This window comes from Allobosea sp. 05L423, from assembly GCF_056397745.1.
Map to the genome: position 1 here is coordinate 100,923 of NZ_JBFTOA010000006.1, position 24,247 is coordinate 125,169.

25 protein-coding genes are annotated in these 24,247 nt (G+C 66.7%); 14 read left to right on the forward strand and 11 right to left on the reverse strand.

The window, feature by feature from the left end; all coding sequences use genetic code 11:
- Window positions 1-36: 36 nt before the first annotated feature.
- The gene (locus AC1DNE_RS16465) at window positions 37-834 is read right to left on the reverse strand and encodes an SDR family NAD(P)-dependent oxidoreductase (RefSeq protein WP_441471441.1); all 798 of its coding nucleotides are present in this window, start codon (window positions 832-834) and stop codon (window positions 37-39) included.
- Between the two features lie 114 nt (window positions 835-948).
- Here AC1DNE_RS16465 and AC1DNE_RS16470 point away from each other — a divergent pair, with 114 nt between their 5' ends.
- Window positions 949-1,488 carry a MarR family winged helix-turn-helix transcriptional regulator gene (locus AC1DNE_RS16470; RefSeq protein WP_476841124.1) on the forward strand — a complete coding sequence of 180 codons (540 nt, stop codon included), beginning with the start codon at window positions 949-951 and terminating at the stop codon, window positions 1,486-1,488.
- Window positions 1,489-1,515: 27 nt separating this feature from the next.
- Here the strand turns inward: AC1DNE_RS16470 and AC1DNE_RS16475 are convergent, their stop codons facing one another.
- Window positions 1,516-2,445, reverse strand: coding sequence for a LysR family transcriptional regulator (locus AC1DNE_RS16475; protein ID WP_441471443.1), 930 nt, complete (start codon window positions 2,443-2,445; stop codon window positions 1,516-1,518).
- 124 nt (window positions 2,446-2,569) lie between these two features.
- Here AC1DNE_RS16475 and AC1DNE_RS16480 point away from each other — a divergent pair, with 124 nt between their 5' ends.
- Together AC1DNE_RS16480 and AC1DNE_RS16485 are read left to right on the forward strand one after the other, a co-directional pair.
- A complete protein-coding gene (locus AC1DNE_RS16480) occupies window positions 2,570-4,066 on the forward strand; it encodes a CoA-acylating methylmalonate-semialdehyde dehydrogenase (RefSeq protein ID WP_441471444.1) in 1,497 nt (498 codons plus the stop codon).
- A gap of 225 nt (window positions 4,067-4,291) precedes the next feature.
- On the forward strand, window positions 4,292-5,446 hold the full coding sequence (locus AC1DNE_RS16485) for an isobutyryl-CoA dehydrogenase (protein WP_441471445.1): 1,155 nt from the start codon (window positions 4,292-4,294) through the stop codon (window positions 5,444-5,446).
- 2 nt (window positions 5,447-5,448) lie between these two features.
- Here the strand turns inward: AC1DNE_RS16485 and AC1DNE_RS16490 are convergent, their stop codons facing one another.
- The gene (locus AC1DNE_RS16490) at window positions 5,449-5,787 is read right to left on the reverse strand and encodes a HigA family addiction module antitoxin (RefSeq protein ID WP_441471586.1); all 339 of its coding nucleotides are present in this window, start codon (window positions 5,785-5,787) and stop codon (window positions 5,449-5,451) included.
- A complete protein-coding gene (locus tag AC1DNE_RS16495) occupies window positions 5,762-6,040 on the reverse strand; it encodes a type II toxin-antitoxin system RelE/ParE family toxin (RefSeq protein WP_441471446.1) in 279 nt (92 codons plus the stop codon). Before AC1DNE_RS16495 ends, AC1DNE_RS16490 begins: the two co-directional genes overlap by 26 nt.
- A gap of 59 nt (window positions 6,041-6,099) precedes the next feature.
- On the opposite strand from AC1DNE_RS16495, the gene mmsB reads away from it, so the two are divergent.
- The 5 genes from mmsB to AC1DNE_RS16520 all read left to right on the forward strand — a co-directional run bounded on the left by mmsB (window position 6,100) and on the right by AC1DNE_RS16520 (window position 10,001).
- Entirely contained in the window at window positions 6,100-6,987 is an 888-nt protein-coding gene (gene mmsB / locus AC1DNE_RS16500; RefSeq protein ID WP_441471447.1) for a 3-hydroxyisobutyrate dehydrogenase, read from the forward strand.
- A 43-nt stretch (window positions 6,988-7,030) separates the two neighbouring features.
- A complete protein-coding gene (nudC, locus tag AC1DNE_RS16505; RefSeq protein ID WP_441471448.1) occupies window positions 7,031-7,987 on the forward strand; it encodes an NAD(+) diphosphatase in 957 nt (318 codons plus the stop codon).
- Window positions 7,988-8,037: 50 nt separating this feature from the next.
- On the forward strand, window positions 8,038-9,210 hold the full coding sequence (locus AC1DNE_RS16510; protein ID WP_476766115.1) for an amidase: 1,173 nt from the start codon (window positions 8,038-8,040) through the stop codon (window positions 9,208-9,210).
- Window positions 9,207-9,611 (forward strand): oxalurate catabolism protein HpxZ, encoded by a 405-nt coding sequence (hpxZ, locus tag AC1DNE_RS16515; RefSeq protein WP_476766116.1) that lies wholly within the window; start codon window positions 9,207-9,209, stop codon window positions 9,609-9,611. The genes AC1DNE_RS16510 and hpxZ overlap by 4 nt, the downstream gene beginning before the upstream one ends.
- A gap of 162 nt (window positions 9,612-9,773) precedes the next feature.
- A complete protein-coding gene (locus AC1DNE_RS16520; protein WP_441471451.1) occupies window positions 9,774-10,001 on the forward strand; it encodes a helix-turn-helix domain-containing protein in 228 nt (75 codons plus the stop codon).
- A 39-nt stretch (window positions 10,002-10,040) separates the two neighbouring features.
- Here AC1DNE_RS16520 and AC1DNE_RS16525 read toward each other — a convergent pair whose 3' ends face one another.
- On the reverse strand, window positions 10,041-10,895 hold the full coding sequence (locus tag AC1DNE_RS16525) for a prephenate dehydratase (protein WP_441471452.1): 855 nt from the start codon (window positions 10,893-10,895) through the stop codon (window positions 10,041-10,043).
- A gap of 82 nt (window positions 10,896-10,977) precedes the next feature.
- Window positions 10,978-11,712 (reverse strand): 3-deoxy-manno-octulosonate cytidylyltransferase, encoded by a 735-nt coding sequence (locus AC1DNE_RS16530; protein ID WP_441471453.1) that lies wholly within the window; start codon window positions 11,710-11,712, stop codon window positions 10,978-10,980.
- Between the two features lie 203 nt (window positions 11,713-11,915).
- On the opposite strand from AC1DNE_RS16530, the gene AC1DNE_RS16535 reads away from it, so the two are divergent.
- The 6 genes from AC1DNE_RS16535 (at window position 11,916) to AC1DNE_RS16560 (ending at window position 19,636) form a co-directional block, all read left to right on the forward strand.
- Window positions 11,916-12,458, forward strand: coding sequence for a c-type cytochrome (locus AC1DNE_RS16535; protein ID WP_441471454.1), 543 nt, complete (start codon window positions 11,916-11,918; stop codon window positions 12,456-12,458).
- A 196-nt stretch (window positions 12,459-12,654) separates the two neighbouring features.
- On the forward strand, window positions 12,655-14,523 hold the full coding sequence (locus tag AC1DNE_RS16540) for an extracellular solute-binding protein (protein WP_476766118.1): 1,869 nt from the start codon (window positions 12,655-12,657) through the stop codon (window positions 14,521-14,523).
- A 7-nt stretch (window positions 14,524-14,530) separates the two neighbouring features.
- Window positions 14,531-15,616, forward strand: coding sequence for a microcin C ABC transporter permease YejB (locus AC1DNE_RS16545; RefSeq protein ID WP_441471456.1), 1,086 nt, complete (start codon window positions 14,531-14,533; stop codon window positions 15,614-15,616).
- 2 nt (window positions 15,617-15,618) lie between these two features.
- On the forward strand, window positions 15,619-16,791 hold the full coding sequence (locus AC1DNE_RS16550) for an ABC transporter permease (RefSeq protein ID WP_476766119.1): 1,173 nt from the start codon (window positions 15,619-15,621) through the stop codon (window positions 16,789-16,791).
- Window positions 16,788-18,416: an ABC transporter ATP-binding protein gene (locus AC1DNE_RS16555; RefSeq protein WP_441471458.1), complete on the forward strand. Its 1,629-nt coding sequence runs from the start codon at window positions 16,788-16,790 to the stop codon at window positions 18,414-18,416. The genes AC1DNE_RS16550 and AC1DNE_RS16555 overlap by 4 nt, the downstream gene beginning before the upstream one ends.
- 2 nt (window positions 18,417-18,418) lie before the next feature.
- Window positions 18,419-19,636, forward strand: a complete 1,218-nt coding sequence (locus AC1DNE_RS16560) for a phosphopentomutase (RefSeq protein WP_476803957.1) — start codon at window positions 18,419-18,421, stop codon at window positions 19,634-19,636.
- A gap of 100 nt (window positions 19,637-19,736) precedes the next feature.
- Here the strand turns inward: AC1DNE_RS16560 and AC1DNE_RS16565 are convergent, their stop codons facing one another.
- The 5 genes from AC1DNE_RS16565 to hisD all read right to left on the reverse strand — a co-directional run bounded on the left by AC1DNE_RS16565 (window position 19,737) and on the right by hisD (window position 24,069).
- Window positions 19,737-21,194, reverse strand: coding sequence for a methyl-accepting chemotaxis protein (locus AC1DNE_RS16565; protein WP_441471460.1), 1,458 nt, complete (start codon window positions 21,192-21,194; stop codon window positions 19,737-19,739).
- Entirely contained in the window at window positions 21,191-21,610 is a 420-nt protein-coding gene (locus AC1DNE_RS16570) for a hypothetical protein (RefSeq protein WP_476841125.1), read from the reverse strand. Before AC1DNE_RS16570 ends, AC1DNE_RS16565 begins: the two co-directional genes overlap by 4 nt.
- Before the next feature lie 134 nt (window positions 21,611-21,744).
- Complete coding sequence (locus AC1DNE_RS16575; RefSeq protein ID WP_441471462.1) at window positions 21,745-22,149, reverse strand: arsenate-mycothiol transferase ArsC; 405 nt, start codon at window positions 22,147-22,149, stop codon at window positions 21,745-21,747.
- Window positions 22,150-22,250: 101 nt separating this feature from the next.
- Window positions 22,251-22,739, reverse strand: a complete 489-nt coding sequence (locus AC1DNE_RS16580; protein WP_441471463.1) for a UPF0262 family protein — start codon at window positions 22,737-22,739, stop codon at window positions 22,251-22,253.
- 37 nt (window positions 22,740-22,776) lie between these two features.
- On the reverse strand, window positions 22,777-24,069 hold the full coding sequence (gene hisD / locus AC1DNE_RS16585) for a histidinol dehydrogenase (protein ID WP_441471464.1): 1,293 nt from the start codon (window positions 24,067-24,069) through the stop codon (window positions 22,777-22,779).
- Window positions 24,070-24,247: the final 178 nt, after the last annotated feature.

Below are 24,247 nucleotides of genomic sequence, written 5' to 3' on the forward strand. Positions count from 1 at the left end.
CTCACAACGGGGCGGCCTGCGGAGGGATGGTTCGCTTCAGGCGGCGTAACGCGGCGCCGGCTTCCGGGTCTGCGACGCTGTGACGATCGCCGTGCGGGCATCGTCGAACGCTGTCCACAGCGCTTCATCCGCGACCGAAGGCCAGGTGATCGCCTCGTCGCGATCGAGCCCGGCAAGCGCGGCATCGACCAGATCTTCCGTGGTCATCACCTTCTCCGGGTCGAAGTTCTCCAGGGACACGCCCGCCAGTTCCCAGATATCGGTCGCCGTCGCCGGCGGATGCACGCTCTGGACCTTCACCGCCGTCCCCTCAAGTTCAGACTGCAGACCGCGCGAGAATGCGAGGACATAGGCCTTCGTACCGCTATAGACCGCGCTATAGGGCAGTGTGTGCAAGCTGAGGATCGAGGCGATATTGACGATCGTCCCGCGGTTCCGCGCGACGAAGCCCGGCAGGACGGCATGGGTGAGCCGCGTCAGCGCGCCGATATTCAGGGCGATCTGCGCGGCGGAGTCGGAAGCAGGCGCCTTCGCGATCGGCGCGAAGCGGGCGATGCCGGCATTGTTGACGATAAGCTCGATGTCTCCGCGCGCCGCGAGATCGCGCTCGACACCTGCGATGTCGGCCTCTTCGGCGAGATCGGCAACCAGAATCTCGGCCTCGCGGCCATGGACGGCCGCGATACGGCGGGCCACCTCCTCCAGCCGGTCGCGCCGGCGCGCAATCAGCAGAAGATCGTATCCGCGCGCGGCCAGCCGGTCGGCATAAACGGCACCGATGCCGGCGGAAGCGCCGGTGACGACAGCGAGCTTGCGGTGGGAAGGCGTGCTCATGATGAAACGTCCTATTAAATTGAGTACTCAACTTTTTTGTTGAGCACTCAATAAAATGGGAGCACCCGAGCCCTTTTCAATAGTGCGGTGCTCAACCATTTTAGGGGTATGAACATGACATCCGATCAGAGGGCGCCGGAGGCCTGCGAGGGACAGGAGGATGCGCCGGAGGCATTCTTCGCGCTTGCCTGCACCAATACTGCCTTGCGACGCGCCACGCGGCGGCTGGGCCAGCTCTATGACGATGCGATCGCACCGCTCGGCCTGAAGGCGACACAGTTCGGACTGCTCGCTGCTATCGATGGCCTGACCGAAGACGGCAGTGGCCCGACACTGAACGAAGTTGCGGCACGCCAGCTCATCCAGATCTCGGCACTCACCCATGCTCTGCGCCCGTTGGTCCGGGACGGGCTGGTCGAACTGCATCCCGATCTGGAGGACAGGCGCAGCAAGCGGGCAAGCCTGACGGCAGCAGGCCGGGATCGCCTCCGGCAGGCCGTTTCGCGCTGGGCAGCGGCCAATGGGCGGGTCGAGACCACGCTCGGCTCCGATGTCGCAAAGGGTCTGCGGGCCCTTGCCGACCTGATCGCGTCCGATCGCTTCCTCGACGCCTATCGCAGCGGCCGTGCGCTCGATCCGCGGGACGAGCGCTGAAAGATCCTCGCGGCCTCGCCGCTCGCGCTATTCGGCGGCTGCGCGATGCTCCACCCTCCCCTCGCCCATCAGCAAGGTCCGAGACGTTTTCGCCTCGCGCACGATGAAGTCGACGATGGCGCGCACCCGCGCAACGTCCTTCAGATCGGCATGGACCAACAGCCAGAAGGAGCGCGTGATCTGCACCGTCTCCGGCAGAACGGGGACGAGGCGCGGCTCGCCCTCCGCCATGAAATGATGGATCACGCCGATGCCGGCGCCCGCCACCACAGCATTCATCTGCGCGATGACGCTGGAGCTCTGGACATGGGCGCGCAGCCCCTTGGCGACCTCGTCGAGATAGTCGAGCTCCGGCGAGAAGATGAGGTCGTCGATATAGCCGATGATGCGGTGCTCGAAGAGATCCTCCGGCTGCGTCACCGGCGGCATCGACGCGAGGTACTCCGGCGAGGCGTAGAGACCCAGGCGGTAGTCGGAGAGCTTGCGCGCGACGACCTTGCCCTCCTTGGGCGGGGCCAGCGTGATCGCGACATCGGCCTCGCGCTTCGACAGTGACAAGAGCCGCGGCATCGCGATGAGCTGGATTTCGAGACCGGGATAGGATCTCGCAAAGGTTGCGAGCCGCGGCGCCAGGAAGGCGGTACCGAAGCCGTCCGGCGCACCGATCCTGACCGTGCCGGACAAGGCCATGTCAGCGCCGCCGATGTCACTCTGGATCGCGAGAGCCTCGGTCTCCATGCTCTCCGCCTTGGCGAGCAGCCGCTCGCCATGCGCGGTCAGCGTGTAGCCCTGCGGCCGGCGCTCGAAGAGCTTGGCCTTGAGCGCCTCCTCCAGCGAGGTGATGCGACGCGAGACGGTGGCGTGGTCGGCTCCGAGCCTGCGGGCCGCAGCCGTCAGGCGCCCGGAGCGCGCCACGGCGAGAAAGAAGCGCAGATCGTCCCAATCGAATCGCTCCAAGGCTCCCCTCCTCGTATTTGTTTTTTCGCACGACCAACGTTCTACTCTCGCTATATCCGTGCGCAAACGAGAATGGTAGGGTCTTGGCAAGATCAACACACCAGCAATTCGTAGGGAGGGCGCCATGCGTCAGGTTGGACATTTCATCGGCGGCAAGCAGGTCGCCGGCACGTCGGGGCGCAGCTCCGACATCTTCCAGCCGATGGACGGCAGCGTGATCGGCAAGGTCGCGCTCGCCTCCGCCGCCGAACTCGACGCCGCCGTGCAGAACGCCGCCGAGGCGCAGCCGAAATGGGCCGCGGTCAACCCGCAGCGCCGCGCCCGCGTGCTGATGAAGTTCCTCGACCTCATCGCCCAGAACAACGAGGAGCTCGCCGAGCTGCTCGCCCGCGAGCACGGCAAGACCATTCCCGACGCCAAGGGCGACATCCAGCGCGGCGTCGAGGTGATCGAGTATTCCCTCGGCGTGCCCGGCCTGATGAAGGGCGAGTTCACCGACGGCGCCGGCCCGGGCATCGACATCTATTCGCTGCGCCAGCCGCTCGGCGTCGTCGCCGGCATTACCCCGTTCAACTTCCCGGCGATGATCCCGCTCTGGAAGCTCGGCCCCGCGATCGCCTGCGGCAACGCCTTCATCCTGAAGCCGTCCGAGCGCGATCCGGGCGTACCGATGCGTCTCGCCGAGCTCTTCGTCGAGGCAGGCGGCCCTCCCGGCATCCTCAACGTCGTCAACGGCGACAAGGAAGCCGTCGACGCCATCCTCGACCATCCCGAGATCAAGGCCGTCGGCTTCGTGGGTTCGACCCCGATCGCCGAATACATCTACGCTCGCGGCTGCGCGAACGGTAAGCGCGTGCAGTGCTTCGGCGGCGCCAAGAACCACATGGTCATCATGCCCGACGCCGATATGGATCAGGCCGTCGATGCGCTGATCGGAGCCGGCTACGGCTCGGCCGGCGAGCGCTGCATGGCGATCTCGGTCGCGGTCCCGGTCGGCCAGAAGACGGCCGACGAACTGGTCAAGCGGCTGATCCCGCGCGTCGAGAGCCTCAAGGTCGGACCCTCGACCGACCTCACCGCCGATTACGGCCCCGTCGTCACCAAGGCGGCGATGGAGAAGATCAAGCACTACGTCGATGTCGGCGTGGAGGAAGGCGCCAAGCTCGTGGTCGACGGCCGCGGCTTCAAGATGCAGGGCTATGAGAACGGCTTCTATGTCGGCGGCTGCCTGTTCGACAACGTCACCAAGGACATGCGGATCTACAAGGAAGAGATCTTCGGGCCGGTGCTCTCGGTCGTCCGCGCCGACAGCTATGACGAGGCGCTGAAGCTCACCAACGACCACGAATACGGCAACGGCACCGCGATCTACACCCGCGACGGCGACGCCGCGCGCGACTTCGCGTCGAAGGTGCAGGTCGGCATGGTCGGCATCAACGTGCCGATTCCCGTGCCGCTGGCCTATTACACCTTCGGCGGCTGGAAGCGGTCCGCCTTCGGCGATCTCAACCAGCACGGCCCGGATTCGATCCGCTTCTACACCAAGACCAAAACGGTGACGGCGCGCTGGCCGAGCGGCATCAAGGACGGCGCCAGCTTCGTCATCCCGACGATGAACTGACGCGGAAACGCCGGAGGACGCCATGGAGCGAGCGCTGCGGATCATCGCAATGCCGCTTCCGGCCTTCCTCCGCGCGGCCCGACCTGCCATGAATGCTGCCGGCGCATCACGATGTGCCGGCCACCCTTCCCCATTCCGATCCGACGACGCGAACAGGCCCTGCCTTTCGTCGCGATTGCGCGCGACTGCGCGACGGGACTATCTCATTGATCAGGAGGGCCAGCCTTGAACGCCTTCGCTCTCACCGAAGACCAGATCGCCATCCGCGACATGGCGCAGGATTTCGCTGCCGAAACGCTCGCGCCCCATGCCGCGCGCTGGGACGAGGAGAAGCATTTCCCGGTCGAGGAGATGCGCGCTGCCGCTGCGCTCGGCATGGGCGGCATCTACATCCAGGAGGATGTCGGCGGCTCCGGCCTCACGCGGCTCGACGCGGCGCTGATCTTCGAGGCGCTCTCGACCGGCTGCCCAACGGTGGCAGCCTATATCTCGATCCACAACATGTGCGCCTGGATGATCGACCGCTACGGTGATGGCGAGCAGCGCCAGCGCTTCCTGCCGAAGCTGTGCACCATGGAGCACCTCGCCAGCTATTGCCTGACCGAGCCCGGCGCCGGCTCCGACGCAGCCGCGCTGAAGACGAAGGCCGTGCTCGACGGCGACCATTACGTCCTCGACGGCCAGAAGCAGTTCATCTCGGGCGCCGGCGTCTCCGACGTCTATGTCGTGATGGCGCGCACCGGCGAGCCCGGCCCCTCCGGCATCTCGACCATCGTCGTCGAGAAGGACACGCCCGGCCTCTCCTTCGGCGCCAACGAGAAGAAGATGGGCTGGAACGCCCAGCCGACGCGCGCCGTGATCTTCGAGAACTGCCGCGTGCCGGTGGCGAACCGCCTCGGCCCGGAGGGCATCGGCTTCAAGATCGCCATGGCCGGCCTCGACGGCGGGCGGCTCAACATCGGCGCCTGCTCGATCGGCGGGGCGCAGGGCGCACTCGACAAGGCGCTAGCCTATGCCAAAGAGCGCAAGGCTTTCGGCAGCCCTATCGCCGATTTCCAGGCCATGCAGTTCAAGCTCGCCGATATGGCGACGGAGCTCGAGGCGGCCCGCACCTTTCTGTGGCGTGCGGCCGCCGCGCTCGACGCCAAGACGCCGGACGCGACCAAGCTCTGTGCCATGGCCAAGCGCGTCGCCACCGACACCGGCTTCGAGGTCGCGAACGATGCCCTGCAGATCCATGGCGGCTACGGCTATCTCGCCGATTACGGCATCGAGAAGATCGTCCGCGACCTGCGCGTCCACCAGATCCTCGAAGGCACCAACGAAGTGATGCGGATGATCGTCGCGCGCGGGCTGGTGGGACGCGCGAAGGGGAATTGAGCCTATGCGGCGAGCGGCCTCACCCGGCTCTCGATCTCGCGGCCCGATGCCTGTCGCGCGATGCGCAGGTCGTAATCGCTCTGCAGGGTCATCCACATCTCCGGCGAGGTCGCGAAGAACTGCGCGAGACGCAACGCCGTGTCGGCCGTGATCGCCCGATCGCCCTTGACCACGCCGGCGATGCGGCTGACCGGCACATCGATGTCCCGCGCCAGGCGGTTCTGGGTGATGCCGAGCGGCTTCATGAACTCCTCCAGCAGAATTTCACCGGGTGGAAGCGGAGCGAGCGCCGCCTCATCGGCATGGTCCTGCGGATCAGTGATAGTCGACGATTTCGACATCATGCGCCTCTCCGTCCTTCCAGATGAAACAGACCCGCCATTGATCGTTGACGCGGATCGAATGCTGCCCCGCCCGATCGCCGCGCAAGGCCTCCAGCCTGTTGCCCGGCGGAATGCGCAGATCGTCCAGCCTGGCGGCTGCATGAAGCAGCAGAAGCTTGCGGCGAATGATACGTTCGATCGCCGCGAAGCGCCGGACCGGCCTGTCGTTGAAGAGCAGCTCGGCATCGCGCTGCGCGAAGGATCGTATCATCGGTCGCCAAGATATTCCGCAAAGAGTATTCCGTCAAGAAGAATGGAAGGAAGCGCAGCATGACCAACATCGCCTTCATCGGCCTCGGCAATATGGGCGGCCCGATGGCCGGCAACCTCGTCAAGGCCGGGCACAGCGTCAAAGCCTTCGATCTGGTCGAGGCCTCGCGCAACGCTGCCGCAGAACTCGGCGTCGGCATTGCGGCTTCCGCCCGGGACGCGGTCGCGGATTCCGAGATCGTCGTGACCATGCTGCCGGCCGGCAAGCATGTGCTCGCGGTCTGGGCCGATATCCTGCCGGCGGTGAAGCCCGGCACGCTGCTGATCGATTCCTCGACCATCGACGTCGAGAGCGCCCGCAAGGCGCATGCGCTGGCGGCCGAGCGCAGCTGCCTCTCGCTCGATGCCCCGGTCTCGGGCGGCACCGGCGGCGCCAAGGGCGCGACGCTGACCTTCATGGTCGGCGGTGCGACCGACGCCTTCGACAAGGGCGAGCCGATCCTCGCCAAGATGGGCCGCAAGATCGTGCATTGCGGCGGCGCCGGGAACGGGCAGGCCGCCAAGATCTGCAACAACATGATCCTCGGCATCTCGATGATCGGCGTCTCCGAGGCCTTCGTGCTCGCCGAGAAGCTCGGCCTCTCGCACCAGGCGCTGTTCGACGTCGCCTCGACGTCCTCCGGCCAGTGCTGGTCGCTGACGACCTACTGCCCGGTGCCGGGGCCGGTGCCGACCTCGCCCGCCAACAACGACTACAAGCCGGGATTCGCCTCGGCGCTGATGCTGAAGGACCTGAAGCTGGCGCAGGAAGCGGCGCAGACGGCCGGGGCCTCGACCCCGCTCGGCGCGGCGGCGGCGCAACTCTTCGGGCTGCACAATGCCTGGGGCGAAGGCGGCACCGATTTCTCCGGCATCATCCATCTGCTGCGCGGTCGCGGAGAGGCCTGAGAGGCGCTTGCGCGGCAGGGTGTCGCGGGTCTAGACCCAAGGCATGAACGACGCCCCGCTCCGCCGCGAACGCTCCTCCCTCACCGGGTTCGCGATCAATCGGCTCGACCGGCGCGAGGATCTGCGCAGTAAACCCGACGCGGTGACGGCGCTCCGCCACCGCTCGGACACCCGGATCGTCGCGGTGGCCGGCGAAACGCCGGTCCTGAAGCGGCTCGACGGCGATGCGTTTTCGGTCTGGTTCACCCATGGCGAGACCGAGATGCTCGGCCCCGCCGCCGAGGAAATCTTCCTCGGCATGGCCGAGGACGGCACGCCGCGCTTCGCGCGCCTGCTCGACAAGGCGCTGATCGAGCCGCTGAAGGAGAGATCCGAGCTTTTCCTGACCGATCTGCGCTCCGTCGCGCTCAAGCGCATCGTGCCGGAGGACGAGGTCGGGCCGCTCGGCGAGGCCAAGGCCGTGCTGGACTGGCATGCCCGTCACCGTTTCTGCGCGCAGTGCGGCGGGCCGACCGTTGCCGGGGCCTCGGGCTGGCGACGCGAATGCACCGCCTGCGGTGCGATGCATTTCCCGCGTACCGACCCGGTCGTGATTATGCTGGTGACGCGCGGCGAGAACTGCCTGCTGGCGCGCCAGGCCCGCTTCGCGCCCGGCATGTATTCCTGCATCGCCGGCTTCGTCGAGCCGGGCGAGACGCTGGAGGACGCGGTGCGCCGCGAGAGCTGGGAAGAGGCCGGTCTGCGCGTCGGTGCAGTGCGCTACGTCGCCTCGCAGCCCTGGCCCTTCCCCTCCTCGATCATGGTCGGCTGCATCGCCGAGGCGCTCGGCGACGAGATCACTCTCGACATGACCGAGCTCGAGGCCGGACGCTGGTTCCCGCGCGAGGAGGTGCTGCAGATGCTCGACGGCGCCCACCCGGACGGCCTCGCCTGCCCCCAGCATATCGCCATCGCCAACACGCTGGTGCGGGCCTGGGCGCTCGAGGGCGAGCGGATCTGACGCAGCCCTGCGCACGATCTCACTGACGAACTGCCTTTGCGGAGCCTGCCATGACGGACCCGGTCAACGCCTTCGTACCCGGGCCCCGCGCCCGCATTGCCGGCAATCCCGCTGGGCCGCTTTCCGGGCTGACCTTCGCGGTCAAGGACCTGTTCGACGTCGCCGACCTGCCGACCGGTGGCGGCAACCACGACTGGGCCAAGGCGAACCCCATCCCGACGCGCAATGCCTGGGCGGTGCAGGCACTGCTGGACGCAGGAGCGGATTTCGTCGGCAAGACGATCACGGACGAGGTCTCGCTCGGCATCCTCGGTGAAAACGCATTCGACGGCACGCCGACCAATACTGCTGCGCCCGAGCGCGTGCCCGGCGGCTCGTCCTCGGGCTCGGCCGCCGCGGTCGCCGCTGGCCTGTGCGACACCGCGCTGGGCACCGACACCGGCGGCTCGGTGAGGGTGCCGTCGAGTTTCTGCGGCCTCTACGGCATCCGGCCGACGCATGGCCGGCTCGACCTGACCGGGCTGATGCCGCAAGCTCCAAGCTCGGACACGGCGGGCTGGTTCGCGCGGGATGCAGAGACCTTCGCGCGAGTGAGCAGCGTCATGCTGGGCGAGGCCCCTGGACCGCTCCCGACGAAGCTCCTGCTCGCCGTCGACGCCTTCGGCTTCGCCGATCCGGAAGTCGCCGATGCGTTGCTTCCGATGGTCCGCAAGCTCGAACGGATCGTCGGGCCGGCGCGTGAGGAGATCATGGCGCCTCAGGGGCTTTCGGTCTGGGCACGGGCACAGCGCAGCCTGCAGCCGGTCGAGGCCTGGCAGACCTTCAAGCCCTGGATCGAGGGGCACAATCCGCGCATGGCCTTCAGCGTCGCCGCCGGGCTGATCGCCGGTTCCCAGGTCCCGCCGAACGAGCGCAACTGGGCAGCGCTGATGCGCGAGGAGGCACGAGCACGACTGCGCTACCTGCTGCCGCCCGGCACGATCCTGTGCCTGCCGACCACGCCCTTCCCGGCGCCTCTGCGCGGCCTGCCGATCCCTGAGCTGCAGCCGATGCGCGACCGCATCACCTGCCTCTGCGCTCAGGGCGGCCTCACCGGCTCACCACAGGCCAGCATTCCCGGCGCGACGGTGGAGGGCGCGCCGGTCGGCCTCTCGATCATCGGCGGGCGCGGCACCGATGCCAGCCTGATCGCCGTCGCCCAAGCCATGGAGGCCCTCGCGTGACCGACCTGACCCCGAACCTGCCCGACGTTGTTGCCGAAATCAGCGCCCTGTTCGAGGCTTATGAGCAGGCTCTGGTCGACAAGGATGTCGACGTGCTCGACGCCTCGTTCTGGAACAGCCCGCATACCATCCGCTATGCGCTGGGCGAAAACGGCTACGGTTTCTCCGAGATCCATGCGCACCGCGTCGCGCGCCCACCGGGGCCGGGCATCAAGGAGAAGCGGATCCGCCTGGAGATCCTGACGCTCGGCCGCGATCTCGCCACGGTGAATCTCGAGTTCAAGGTGCGCGGACGCGAGATCATCGGCCGCCAGAGCCAGACCTGGGTGCGTTTCCCCGATCTCGGCTGGAAGGTCGTCTCGGCCCATGTCTCGACGATGGAGGGTCCGCGCCCCTGGTGAGGGCGAAAGAGCGGTATTGACGCCTGTCGCCGCAAGCGAAGCGGCGCGCGACGGCGGTCGACGCCTAGTCCGATGCCCCTCGTCTTTACCACTCCTTAACCATCGAGGGCGTCCCCTTGCAGGGTCGATGGGGCTTCCGGGGGCTCGGAAAGGACCGCGACCATGCACGACCTCGATCCCGAACAGGCCATCGTGGAGCAACTCGTCGGCCTGCCTGTCGCCGACGTCGAACGCGACCTGATTCTCGCCACGCTGCGGGAAACCGGTGGCAACCGCACGCATGCCGCCAATCTGCTTGGCATCGCCATCCGCACGCTGCGCAACAAGATCAACAGTTATACCGCAGAGGGATACGACGTGCCCGAGCCGCTGCAGAGCCCGGTGACGTGAGCGCCCGCAGAGGATGGGGCGCTCACGGGGCGGCCCATCCTACTCCGCCGGCTCCTCGATGGTGGAACGGAACTCGCTCGCGGGATAGACGCCCATGATCTTCATCTCCTTGGAGAAGTAGGAGAGCTCGTCGAGCGCGCGCCGGAGCGCCGGATCATCGGGATGGCCCTCGACATCGGCGTAGAACATCGTCGCCGAGAACAGGCCGTCGACCATGTAGCTTTCTAGCTTGGTCATGTTGATGCCGTTGGTGGCGAAGCCGCCCATCGCCTTGTAGAGCGCCGCCGGGATGTTGCGGACGCGGAACATCAGTGTCGTGACGGTCTTGGCCCCACCCTGGCGGGCATATTCCGGATATTTAGAGAGCACGACGAAGCGCGTGGTGTTGTGCTTCTCGTCCTCGATATCCTCCATCAGGATGTTGAGGCCGTAGACATCCGCCGCGATACGCGGGGCAATCGCCGCGCGGGTCACGTCGCCGGCCTCGGCGACCTGCCGGGCGGAGCCGGCCGTATCGGCCGCAACCTCGGCCTTGAGGCCGAGCTTGCGGATGATCTTGCGGCACTGGCCGAGCGCATGGATGTGGCTCTGCACGGTCTTCACCGTCGCCAGCGTCGCGCCCGCGACACCCATCAGGTGGAAGCGGATCGGCAGGAAATGCTCGCCGATGATGTGTAGGCCCGAGCGCGGCAGCAGATGGTGGATGTCGGCGACGCGGCCGGCGATCGAGTTGTCGATCGGGATCATGCCGTAGCGCGCCTTGCCGTCGCTGACGGCGGCGAGCGCATCCTCGAAGGTGGGGCAGGGCAGCAGCTCGCAGTCCGGAAACACCTGGAGAGCCGCCTGCGAAGAGAAAGCGCCGGGCTCACCCTGGTAGGACACGACGAAGGACATGGGGATTCTCAGGCTCCTCAGCTTCTTGTTTTAACGCAGCTCCGAACGCAAAGCCGCCATGCCGCTTTGCGTTCGGAGCTGCTTAGCGGGACTTCAGGATCGCGCGGGCGCGATCGAGATCGGGGGGCGTGTCGACGCCACGCGGCACATGGTCGATGACCATGACGTCGATGCGCATGCCGTCTTCGAGCGCGCGCAGCTGCTCCAGCTTCTCACGCAGCTCCAGCGGCGACTGCGGCAGGCTGACGAAGCGATCGAGCGCGGCACGGCGATAAGCGTAGAGGCCGACATGGTGATAGAGCGGCCCCTCGCCCGCCGGTGCCGTCGCGCGCGTAAAATAGAGCGCACGCATATGGCCGGGCGCGATCTCGCTCCCGACAAGCTTCACGACGCTCGGCGCGATCTTCTCTTCTTCGTCGGTAATCACGCCTGCAAGCGTCGCGATATCCACAGCCGGATCGGCGAGCGGCTTCACCGCCGCGGCGATGGCCGAGGGTTCCAGCGTCGGGAAATCGCCCTGCACATTGACGATGATGTCGTAATGCCGCTGCGGATCGAGGATGTCCGCGGCTTCCTTGATGCGGTCCGAGCCGGTCTGGTGGTTGACGCTGGTCATCACCGCCCGGCCGCCAGCGGCCTCGATGGCGGCGGCGATTTCCGGCGCATCCGTCGCCACCGCGACGTCTCCGGCCCCGGATTCGACAGCCCGGCGCCAGACATGAACGATCATCGGCTCGCCGTTGATGTCGGCGAGCGGCTTGCCTGGAAGGCGGGTCGCCTGCATGCGGGCGGGGATCAGGATCAGCGGATTCGACATGTTTCCGGGCGGGCTCGGCAGGGATGCGGTTGGGTGCGGCGGGCGGCGTCAAAAGGTCTCAAAGCGGTGCGTGCTTATACGAGTTGCAATGAAGCGCGCAAAGCGGTTAAGCAACGGCGGAGGCTGGAGGCTTTCGAGACTCCGGCTATGCGCTATCTCGTCTCCCGGGCCTCGGCCGCGGAGGGCACCAAGGTTCGGATACGATGAATATCGAAGCCAACAAGATCGCCGGCGCGGTTCTCTCCACGCTGCTTGTCGTGATGAGCCTCAACATGGCGGCGGGCATCGTCTTCGCGCCGAAGAAGCCTGCCGTTCCGGGCTTCGACCTGCCGAGCGAAGAGCCGGCCGCTGCCGGCGGTGGCGCCCCTGCAGCCGCTGCTGAAGAGCCGATCACCGTGCGCCTCGCCAAGGCCGACCCCGCCAAGGGCGAGAAGGCCACCGGCGCCTGCAAGGCCTGCCACACCTTCGAGAAGGGCGGCGCCAACAAGGTCGGCCCGCATCTGTTCGGCGTCTATGGTCGCAACGAGGGCTCTGTCGACGGCTTCGGCTACTCGGCCGCGATGAAGGGCCGCAACGACAAGACCTGGGACGCCGACGCGCTCGACCACTTCCTGAAGAACCCGAAGGCCTATGTGCCGGGCACCGCGATGGCCTTCGCCGGCATCAGCAAGCCCGAGACCCGCGCCGACGTCGTCGCCTATCTGAATTCGCTGGCGGATGCGCCGCAGCCGCTGCCGAAGCCCTGATCGGCCGGAGCTGCGACCATTTGCTTCAGAAAGCCGGGCCTTTGCCCGGCTTTTTTGTTTGGCACCGCCTTGCTCCCGCCTTCGGCTTGCCCGCACAATCGCCGCTTGCCGACCCCGCCAGGTCTCGCCGGCCATTGCCGTAACCCGCCGCGCAGGCGAGATAGAAAAGCGGCGAATCAGACGGAGACGCGAAACGATGGCGATGCGCATCACACGCCGCAGATTGCTGGAAACCGCAGGCACTGCCGCGGTGGCGGGCGCCCTGCCCGGTCTTCCCGGAGCGGCGCTGGCGCAGGATGTTGAATCGCACGGACTGTCGACCTTCGGCGAACTCGCCCTGCCGCCGGATTTCCCGCATTTCGCCTATGTGAACCCCAAGGCGCCGAAGGGCGGCCTGCTTACCGTCCAGATCAAGCGGGGCGGCGGCAACCAGAGCTTCGACACCTTCAATACGCTCAACACCTTCGTCCTGCAGGGTGACGGCGCCGCCGGCATGGATGCCTGCTTCGACACGTTGATGGCCGGCTCCGGCGACGAGCCGGGCTCGCTCTACGGGCTGCTGGCGAAGAGCGTCACCGCCTCCGCCGACAAGCTGACCTATCGCTTTCGCCTGCGGCCGGAGGCGCGCTTCCACGACGGCGCGCGCGTCACCGCCCGCGACGCCGCCTTCTCGATGAACATCCTGAAGGCGAAGGGCCATCCCTCCTACCGGCTCCTGCTCAACGAGCTCATCTCGTCGGAAGCCGAGGGCGACGACCTCTTGGTCGTGAAGCTATCGCCAAAGCGCGGGCGCGACCTCCATCTCGTCGTCGCCGGTTTGCCGGTCTTCTCGGAAAAGTACTGGTCGACGCGGGACTTCACCGCCTCGACCCTGGAGCCCCCGCTGGGTTCCGGCCCCTACAAGGTCGGACGTCTCGAGCAGGGCCGCTTCATCGAGTTCGAGCGCGTGCCGGACTACTGGGCCAAGGACCTGCCGGTCAACATCGGCACCAACAATTTCGACCGGGTGCGCTGGGAGTATTTCCGCGACCGGCAGGTCGCGTTCGAGGCCTTCAAGAGCGGCGTGATCACGTTCCAGGAGGAGTTCACCTCGCGCATCTGGGCGACGGGCTACGACTTCCCTGCCGTCCATGAGGGCAAGGTCAAGAAGGAAGCCCTGCCGAAGACCGAGCCTGTCGGCTCGCAGGGCTGGATCTACAACACCCGGCGCGAGAAATTCGCCGACCCGCGCATCCGCGAGGCGCTCGGACTTGCCTTCGACTTCGAATGGACGCGCAAGACCATCATGTTCGGCTCATATGAGCGCATGACGTCCTATTTCGAGAACTCGGACTCCAAGGCAGTCGGTAAGCCTTCGGCGGAGGAGCTGGCGCTGCTCGAGCCCTGGCGCGGCAAGGTGCCGGACGAGGTCTTCGGCGAGCCCTTCCTGCCGCCGGTCTCGGACGGCTCGGGCAGCGACCGCGCCCTGCTGCGCAAGGCCGACGAGATGCTGCGCGCCGCCGGCTGCAGGCGCGACGGCAATGTTCTGAAGCTGCCGAACGGCCAGCCCTTCGAGATCGAGTTTCTCGATTCCAGCCCGGCCCTGCAGCCGCATACGCAGCCCTTCCAGGCGAATCTCAAGCGCCTCGGCATCAACGCCACCTCGCGCCTCGTCGACCCCGCGCAGTATCAGCGCCGCCTCGACGAGTTCGATTTCGACATCATCAGCCGTGCGATGTCGGGCGGCGCGATCCCGAGCGATACGCTCAGCATCATCTATGGCTCGGAAGCAGCCAGGACCAAGGGCTCGCGCAATGCCGCCGGCATCAGCGATCCTGCCATCGATGCGATGATCGAGAAGATCGGCCAGGCCAAGAGCTATGCGGAGGTCGTCGTCGCCGCGAAGTGCCTCGACCGGCTACTGCGCGCCGGGCGCTACTGGATCCCGATGTGGTGGAACGACGAGGAATGGCTGGCCTATTGGGACATGTACGACCGGCCGGCGACCAAGCCGAAATACTCCTCCGGCGCACCTGCGATCTGGTGGTACGACGCCGAGAAGGCCAAACGGATCGGAAAGGCGTGACCGGGGCATGCTGAGCTACATCGCCCGGCGCCTCGCGCTGATGGTACCGACGCTGTTCGGCATCTTGCTCGTCTCCTTCGTCATCGTGCAGTTCGCGCCGGGCGGGCCGGTCGAGCGCGTGATCTCTCAGCTCCAGAACCCCAACAGCGGCGCAGCCGATCGCGTCGGCGGCGGCCAGATGGGCGATGCCGGGGCGCATGGCGAGGCATCGGCCTATCGCGGAGCGCAGGGGCTCGACCCCGCCTTCATCAAGGAGCTGGAAAAGCAGTTCGGCTTCGACAAGCCGGCGTATGAGCGCTTCCTGAAGATGCTCGGCGACTATGCCCGCTTCGATTTCGGCCGCAGCTATTTCCGCGACGCGCCGGTGCTGCAGCTCATCAAGGAGAAGCTGCCGGTCTCGATCACGCTCGGCCTGTGGATGACGCTGCTGTCCTACGCGATCTCGATCCCGCTCGGCATCCGCAAAGCGGTGAAGGAGGGCTCGCGCTTCGACACCTGGACGAGTGCCGTCGTCATCGTCGGCTACGCCATCCCGAGCTTCCTCTTCGCGATCCTGCTGATCGTGCTCTTCGCCGGCGGCTCGTTCTGGCAGATCTTCCCGCTCAGGGGCCTCACCTCGGACAACTGGGGGGAACTCAGCCTCTTCGGGAAGGTGATGGACTATCTCTGGCACATCACGCTGCCGGTCCTGGCGATGGCGCTCGGAGCCTTCGCCACCTCGACGCTTCTGACCAAGAACTCCTTCCTCGACGAGATCCGGAAGCAATACGTGTTGACCGCACGGATGAAGGGCCTCAGCGAGCGCGGCGTGCTCTACGGCCATGTCTTCCGCAATGCGATGCTGATCGTTATCGCCGGCTTCCCCGGCGCCTTCGTGCATGCGCTTTTCGCCGGTGCGCTCCTGATCGAGACGATCTTCTCGCTCGACGGGCTCGGGCTGCTGTCTTTCGAGGCGATCGTCAACCGCGACTATCCTGTCGTCTTCGCCAATCTCTACATCTTCTCGCTGATCGGCCTCGTGGTGCATCTGATCACCGACCTGACCTATAGCTGGGTCGATCCCCGCATCGATTTCGAGAGCCGGGAGGCGTGAGCATGGACACGCTGATCGATGCCCCGCCGTCGGCCCTGCGCAGCGACATCCCGCTGGCGCCGGCCGAGGCGCAGCAGGGCTGGCTCAAGCTCTCGCCGATCAACCGGCGCCGGCTCAACAACTTCAAGGCGAACAAGCGGGGCTGGTGGTCTCTCTGGCTCTTCCTCGCCCTGTTCCTGCTCTCGCTCGTCGCCGAGTTCATCGCCAACGACCGCCCCCTCGTCGTGCGCTACAAGGACGAGTGGCTGTTCCCCATCGCGGTGAACTATCCCGAAGAGAAGTTCGGCGGCTTCCTCGCGACCACCGACTACCGCGACCCTGTCATCGCCAAGGAGATCGCCGCCAACGGCTTCGCGATCTGGCCGCCAATCCGCTACAGCTACCGCACGCATAATCTCGACCTGCCGGTGCCCGCCCCGGCGCCGCCGACTTGGACGCTCAGCGACGCGCAGTGCAAGCCGATCGCCGAGCGCACCGGCGGATCGACCTGCCGCGACCTCGAATGGAACTGGCTGGGCACCGACGATCAGGGGCGCGACGTGGTCGCGCGCCTGATCTACGGCTTCCGCATTTCCGTGCTGTTCGGGCTGATCCTCTGCGCCTTCTCCTCGGTGATCGGCATCGCGGCCGGCGCCATCCAGGGTTATTTCGGCGGCTGGACCGACCTGATCTTCCAGCGCCTGATCGAGATCTGGACCTCGATCCCGGCGCTCTACCTGCTGATCATCGTCGCGGCGATCATCACACCGAGCTTCTTCGTGCTGCTCGGCATCCTCCTGCTGTTTTCCTGGGTGGCCCTCGTCGGCGTGGTGCGCGCCGAGTTCCTGCGGGCGCGCAACTTCGAATATGTGCGGGCGGCGCGCGCGCTGGGTCTCTCCAACCGCACGATCATGATCCGGCACCTGCTGCCGAACGCGATGGTGGCGACACTCACCTTCCTGCCCTTCATCCTGAACGGCTCGATCACCACGCTCACCTCGCTCGACTTCCTGGGCTTCGGCCTGCCGCCGGGCTCGCCTTCGCTGGGCGAGTTGCTGGCGCAAGGCAAGGCGAACCTCCAGGCGCCCTGGCTCGGCCTCTCAGGCTTCATGGTGATCGCGCTGATGCTGTCGCTGCTGATCTTCATCGGCGAAGCCGTGCGCGACGCCTTCGACCCGCGGAAGACCTTCGCATGAGCGCGCCGCTTCTCTCCGTCGAGGACCTCTCCGTCGCCTTCCGCCAGGGCGGGCGGGAGACGCTCGCGGTCGATCATGTCTCCTTCTCCATCGCCAAGGGCGAGACGCTGGCGCTGGTCGGGGAATCCGGCTCCGGCAAGTCGGTCTCGGCGCTGTCGATCCTGAAGCTGCTGAACTATCCGGCGGCGCATCACCCCTCGGGCAAGGTGCTGTTCAACGGGCAGGACCTGATCGCCGCCGACGAGGACGCGATGCGCAAGGTCCGCGGCAACGACATCACGATGGTGTTCCAGGAGCCGATGACCTCGCTCAACCCGCTGCACAGCATCGAGCGGCAGATCGGCGAGATTCTCGAACTGCACAAGGGCTTGCGCGGCGAGAAGGCCCGCGCCCGCACGCTGGAGCTGCTGGAACTCGTCGGCATCCGCGACGCGAGGAGCCGGCTGGACGCCTATCCGCATCAGCTCTCCGGCGGCCAGCGCCAGCGCGTGATGATCGCGATGGCGCTCGCCAATGAGCCGGAGCTGCTGATAGCCGACGAGCCGACCACGGCCCTCGACGTCACCGTGCAGGCCCAGATCCTGAAGCTGCTCAAGGAGCTTCAGGCCCGGCTCGGCATGGCGATGCTGTTCATCACCCATGACCTCGGCATCGTCCGCCGCATCGCCGACCGCGTCTGCGTGATGCTGAAGGGCAAGATCGTCGAGCAGGGGCCGGTCAGCGAAATCTTCGCCAATCCGCAGCACGAATATACCAAGCGGCTGCTCGCCGCCGAGCCGAAGGGCCGCCCCTCCCCTGTCCCGACTGACGCCGCGACGCTGCTCGAAGCCGGGCCGGTCAAGGTCTGGTTCCCGATCAAGTCCGGCCTGATGCGCCGCGTAACCGGGCATGTGAAGGCCGTCGACGGCATCTCGGTGAAGGTCCGCGAGGGCGAGACGCTGGGTATCGTCGGGGAATCCGGCTCGGGCAAGACCACGCTCGGGCTGGCGATCCTCCGGCTGATCGCCTCTGAGGGGCCGATCGTCTTCCTCGGCGACCGCATCGACGGGCTCTCCAGCAAGCAGGTGCGGCCGAAGCGCAAGAACCTCCAGGTCGTCTTCCAGGACCCCTACGGCTCGCTCTCGCCGCGCATGTCGGTGGCGGAGATCGTGGCGGAAGGGCTCGCCATCCAGCAGCCCGACCTCACCTATCAGCGCCGCCGCGAGATCGTGGCGCAGGCGCTCGCCGATGTCGGGCTCGATCCGGCGGCGATGGACCGCTATCCGCACGAATTCTCCGGCGGCCAGCGCCAGCGCATTGCCATTGCACGGGCGATGGCGCTCGATCCGAAATTCGTGGTGCTCGACGAGCCCACATCGGCACTCGACATGTCCGTGCAAGCGCAGATCGTCGAATTGCTGCGCGGCCTGCAAACCAGGCGCAAACTGGGCTATCTCTTCATCAGCCACGACCTCAAGGTCGTACGGGCGCTCTCGCATCGGGTGGTGGTGATGCAGAACGGCAAGGTGGTCGAGGAAGGCCCGGCGGAGGCGATCTTCGCCCGGCCGCGCGAGGCCTATACCCAGGCGCTGCTGGCAGCCGCGCTCAATCTCGAAATCGCCAACGCCACAGCGGTGAGGGACTGAGCATGGCCCGCGCGCTCCTGATCGTGCTGGATTCGGTCGGCTGCGGCGCCGCCGCGGATGCGGCTGCCTATGGCGATGCGGGTTCGGACACACTCGGCCACATCGCCGAGGCCTGCGCGGCAGGCCGCGGTGACCGCGAGGGTGTGCGCAGCGGGCCGCTGCAGCTGCCGAACCTGGTGAGGCTCGGCCTCGCCCATGCCTGCGAGATTTCGACCGGCCGGCCGCTCGCCGGCATCGCGAAACCCGCGCGCCCGGAGGGGCGCTGGGGCTATGGCGTCGAGGTCAGCCAAGGCAAGGATACGCCGTCCGGCCATTGGGAGATCGCCGGTTGCCCTGTGCCATTCCAATGGGGCTATTTCACCGACCTTGCGAACTCCTTTCCGCCGGAGCTGATCGCCGGCATCGTCAAGGAAGGCGCCCTGCCCGGCATCCTCGGCAACAAGCACGCCTCAGGCACGGTGATCATCGAGGAGCTCGGGGCGGAACATATCCGGACGGGCAAGCCGATCTGCTACACGTCGGTCGATTCCGTTCTCCAGATCGCCGCGCATGAGGAGCATTTCGGGCTCGATCGGCTCTATGTGCTCTGCAAGACGGTGCGAGGCCTCGTCGATCCGCTGCGGATCGGCCGCGTCATCGCGCGGCCCTTCGTCGGCTCACCGGAGGAGGGCTTTACCCGCACCGGCAACCGCAAGGACTTCGCCATCCCGCCGCCGGACGAGACGATCCTCGACCGGCTGGCGGCGCAGGGACGCACGATCGTCACCGTCGGCAAGATCGGCGACATCTTCGCCCATCGCGCCACCGGCACCGAGATCAAGCCCTTCGGCAATGCCGCCATGGTCGAGGCGATGCTCGAAGCCTGGGAGGGACTGAACGACGGCGGCTTCTGCTTCGTGAACCTCGTCGATTTCGACACCGAATACGGCCATCGGCGCGACATTCCGGGATACGCGGCGGCGCTGGAGGCCTTCGACCGGCTTGTGCCCCATATCGAAGCGGCACTGAGGCCGGGCGACATCGCCGTCATCACCGCCGATCACGGCAACGATCCGAGCTGGCGCGGCACCGACCATACCCGCGAGCATGTGCCGATCCTCGCCTTCGGTCCCGGAATTGCCCCCGTGCCGCTCGGCCGGCGCGAAAGCTTCGCCGACATCGCGGCGAGCCTCGGCATCTTCCTCGGCATCGGGCCGGTCGGCCCCGGCCGCCACTGGTAGCTTACGCCACGCGTCCTAGCCGACGCGAAGTGGCGATCCATCTCTTTGTCTCGGCATCGGATTTTTCCGAAAGCTGGCTTCCACCTTTCGGTCCGATGCTCTAGGCGGCCGCGACCCGGTTGCAGAAGCTCGCAACCTCGCGGCGGATTTCCTGCGCCTGCTGAGCCAGCGCATTCGCAGCGCCCTGAAGCTGTTGCGCTGCGCCATGGGTCTGCTGCGTCATGACCTCGAAGCCACCGGCGACGTCGGCGCTCCGTTGCGCCCCTTCGAAGGACAGGCGAACCTGATGTGCGATCTCGGCAGTTGCCCGACCTTGCTCGCCGACGGACCGCGCGATTGCGTCGGCGACGCTGTCGACCTCGCCGATTGCCTCGACGATCTCGCGGATCGCCTTGAGCGAACGCTGTGACGCCTGCTGCATCGCGCCGATCTGGTGCGAGACCTCGTCCGTCGCCTTGGCGGTCTGGGCCGAGAGCGTCTTCACCTCGCTGGCGACGACTGCGAAACCGCGGCCCATCTCGCCTGCGCGCGCCGCTTCGATCGTGGCGTTGAGCGCGAGCATGCTGGTCTGTGCCGCGATGCCGCGAATGATCTCGACCACGGCGCCGACATTTTCGCTGCTATGGGCGAGGTTCTCGATCTCGTCGCTCGCGTGGCGCGCCAGTGACGCGGCCGATTTCGCACCATCGGCGGAATGGCCGGCGTTGCGGCCGATCTCGCCGATCGAGGCGACGAGTTCCGTGCTCGCCGCCGAGAGATGCTCGATGCTCTCCATCGTACCCGCCGCCGAGGCCGAGACCAGGGCCGTCTGGCAGCGCACCTGATCGGAGGTGCTCGTCAAGGCGCCAGCCTCCGCCTTCATCGTCATGGCGGACTGATCGAGCACAGCCATGGCCTGCTCCATCTGGACATGAAAACCGGATACGACATCGCGCAGCTTTGCGGCCCGGCGACCCAGCTCCTCTGCCAAATTGCGTTCCTTCTCGCCTGCGACGCGCTCGCGCTCGGCCACAGCCTCGGCCCGCGCGAGATTGGCCTCGTTCATCGTGAACATGCGCTGCAGGATCACAGCGAACACGGCGAGGAAGGCGGTTTCGATGATGACGATCACCGCATGCAGCAGAACCCTGAGCAAGCTGCCGCCCTGATAGAACACTGCGGCCGGCAGCGCATATTGCAGGACGAGATGATGCAGCGCGGTCAGCAAGGCGCCCAGCACGATCGGCCGCCAGTCGCAGAACCCTGCGAGCAGCGCCAGGATCGCGAAATAGTACATGTGCATGTCCGGCTGCCAGAGATGGCCGGCAAAGCTGAAGACCAGGATCGAGACCTGCCCGATCAGCATCGTCGCGATGACGAGCTGGGTCACGATCGCCGGCCCGTTCAGGCGATAGGACGCCAACGCCAGCAAGGCTGACAGCGCCGCGATGGTGACCGGCACGAACCCGTTATCGCCATGAGCCCGAAAGACCAGCGCCAGCAGCGGCACATGCAGGAGCCCAAGCGCGAGCAGGACCTGCGCCACCCTGCGGCGAACGGCGGGGAGTGACCAGATCATCGCGAGGCTTCCACCGCCGCAGCCGCATCGAGGCAGCCGGCGAGACCGGTCAGGACCAGGGAGAACCAGGCGCCTTGCGGCAGCGCCGCCGCCGCGTGTGCCGGGCCTTCTGGCGCGACCACGACGATAGAAGGCAATCGCCCGCTGCGCAGCACGCGATGACCGGTTGCAAGGCTGAGGGAAATGGCTTCGGCCGCGCCCACCCAGGGCGGGAAGACGATCGCTGCCGGCACGCTGCCGTCCTGCGCGCGCGGCAGGCTTGCCATGGCTCCGAAGCTGACGACCAGGCAAAGGCAAGCAACCAGGAGGCCATCGGAAAACGACAGCCTCTCCTCGCGCGCCGCGCAAGGCTCCAAGACGGGGATTGAAGGCATAGGCAGGAACCGGTGGGACGATGGCCGCTCGCCGACACCCAAGCCGCTCCGCGTAAAATTTCACTTAAGCGCGTCATCCGCGTGCAGGCTCAATTGACTGCGGCACCTCGACATGGAACTCGGTCAGGGGGACAGCCGGGCCGCCGGCACAGGCCGCGCCGGAGCGGCAGGCGCCTTCAGCGCTGCAGGCGCTGCTTGATCCGCTTGATCAACGTGTCGCGGACTTCGCGATAGGCATCGAGCTTCTGCTCGCGCGAGACCTGGAACACCGTCGGATCGACGGTCGGCCAGTATTCGACCTCGGCAGCGTGGGTGCGGGTGAGCTCCAGCGCCTTGTGATGCGCCTCGGGCGAAAGCGAGATGATCAGATCGAAGTTGAGGCCTTCCCATTCCTCCAGCTCCTCGACCGATTTCGGCTTGTGCCGGCTCAGATCGATGCCGATCTCGTCGAGGACTGCGAGCGCGAAACCATCGGGCTCGCCTTTGCGGGCACCGGCCGACTGGACATAGATCGACTTGCCGAAGAAGTGCTTGGCCAGCGCCTCGGCCATCGGCGAGCGCACGGCGTTCATCGCACACATGAAAAGCACGCTCTGGATCTTGCGCGGCAGAGCCTGCGCCGCATCTTCTTCACGCGAACCGGCTTCCACCTCGCTTGAAGATATTTTGCGCTCCAAGCCCGTCAGCCCTTCCAATGGAGGGCATAGATCAGTGTGAAGAGACGGCGAGCCGTGTCGAAGTCGATCTCGACCTTGTTGGCGAGCCGCTCGGCCAGGATGCCGGCCGCCTCGTCGTGGAGGCCGCGCCGGCCCATGTCGATCGCCTCGATTTGCGTCGGCGTCGCCGTGCGGATCGCAGCGTAGTAGCTCTCGCAGATCAGCTCGTAGTCCTTGATGATGCGCCGGAACGGGCTGAGCGAGAGATGGTGCGTCACGACCGCCGAGCCGTCCGCTTCCTTGACCTCGAAGACGAGGCGCCGCTCGACCATGGCCAGATGGGCAAGATAGGGGCCGCCATCATGCTCCGGCACGACGAAGCGGTTGCGCTCGATCAGGTCGTAGATGGCGACAGCGCGCTCATGCTCCTGATCGGGCGAGCCGCGCCCCAGCGAGTTCTCGTCAAGTGTTACGCCGACAAGACACTGCTTCTTGGAAGTCGAAACGTCGGACATCGCTCCTCCCGCCGCAGCGCCGCTCGGTGACCGACGCTCAGAGATTGAGCCTGATCGTCACGGATCGGCCATGCGCCTGCAACCCCTCCGATTCGGCGAGCTGCGTCGCGGCCGAGGCCAGTGCCCGCAGGCCATCGGGGCCACACTTCAACAGCGAGGTCCGCTTCATGAAGTCCCCGACGCCGAGGCCGGAGGAGAAGCGGGCCGAGCGCGCCGTCGGCAGCACATGGTTGGGGCCGCCGACATAGTCGCCGATCGCCTCCGGCGTATGGCCGCCGAGGAAGATCGCCCCGGCATTGCGGATGAGGCCGGCCAGACGCTCGGGCTCCGCCGTCATGATCTCGAGATGCTCCGGCGCGATGCGATCGACCAGCGGCACCGCCGCTTCGAGATCGGCGACCAGCAGGATCGCGCCGAACTCCTGCCAGCTCCTGCCGGCGATCTCGGCGCGCGGCAGCGTCGCGAGCTGGGCCATGATCGCCTTCTCGACCTCGGCAGCGAGCACAGCATCATCCGTCATCAGGATCGACTGGGCCGAGACGTCATGCTCGGCCTGCGCCAGCAGATCGGCGGCGATCCAGTCCGGATTGGCGGTCCGATCGGCGATCACGAGCACTTCGGAGGGGCCGGCGATCATATCGATACCGACCTGGCCGAAGACGCGGCGCTTGGCCGCCGCAACATAGGCGTTGCCGGGGCCGACGATCTTGGCGACCGGCGCGATGGTTTCCGTGCCATAGGCCAGCGCCGCGACGGCCTGGGCACCGCCGATACGATAGACCTCGTCGACACCGGCGAGCCGCGCGGCCGCGAGCACGAGCGGATTGGTCTCGCCACGTGGCGTCGGGGCGACCATGACGATGCGCGGCACGCCGGCGACTTTCGCCGGAATCGCGTTCATCAGCACCGAGGACGGGTAGCTCGCGGTTCCGCCGGGCACGTAAAGGCCGACGGCCTCGATCGCGCTCCAGCGCCAGCCGGCTTCGACGCCCATGGCATCTTTGACCCATGAATCCGCGGGCCTCTGACGCTCGTGATAGACGGCGATGCGATCGCGCGCCGTCTCCAGCGCGGCGAGCAGCTCCGCGGAGCAGGCGGCAACCGCAGCATCGATCTCGGCTTCGCTGACGCGCAGCGTCGCCGGCGCGAGGTCGAGGGAGTCGAAGCGGCTGGTATAGCCGATAAGCGCGGAGTCGCCTTGCTCGCGCACCGCGGCGATGATGTCGGCCGCGATCCGATCGACCTCCTCCGAGACCTCACGCTTGGCGGACAGCAGAGCTGCGAAGCCTTCTGCGAAACGTGCGTCCCTGTCGTCGAGCCTGATCGGCATTGGTATCCTCGGGCGTATCCGAATTTATAGCCGTCCTTCCGGGCGTAGCGCAGCGAAGACCCGGAATCCACCATGAGGCGCCAAAGGCCTTCGATGGATCCCGGATCGGCGCCGCTTCGCGGCTTGTCCGGGATGACGCAGCGTTCTTAGACGACGGGTGTCGCGGCTTGAAGCCGGC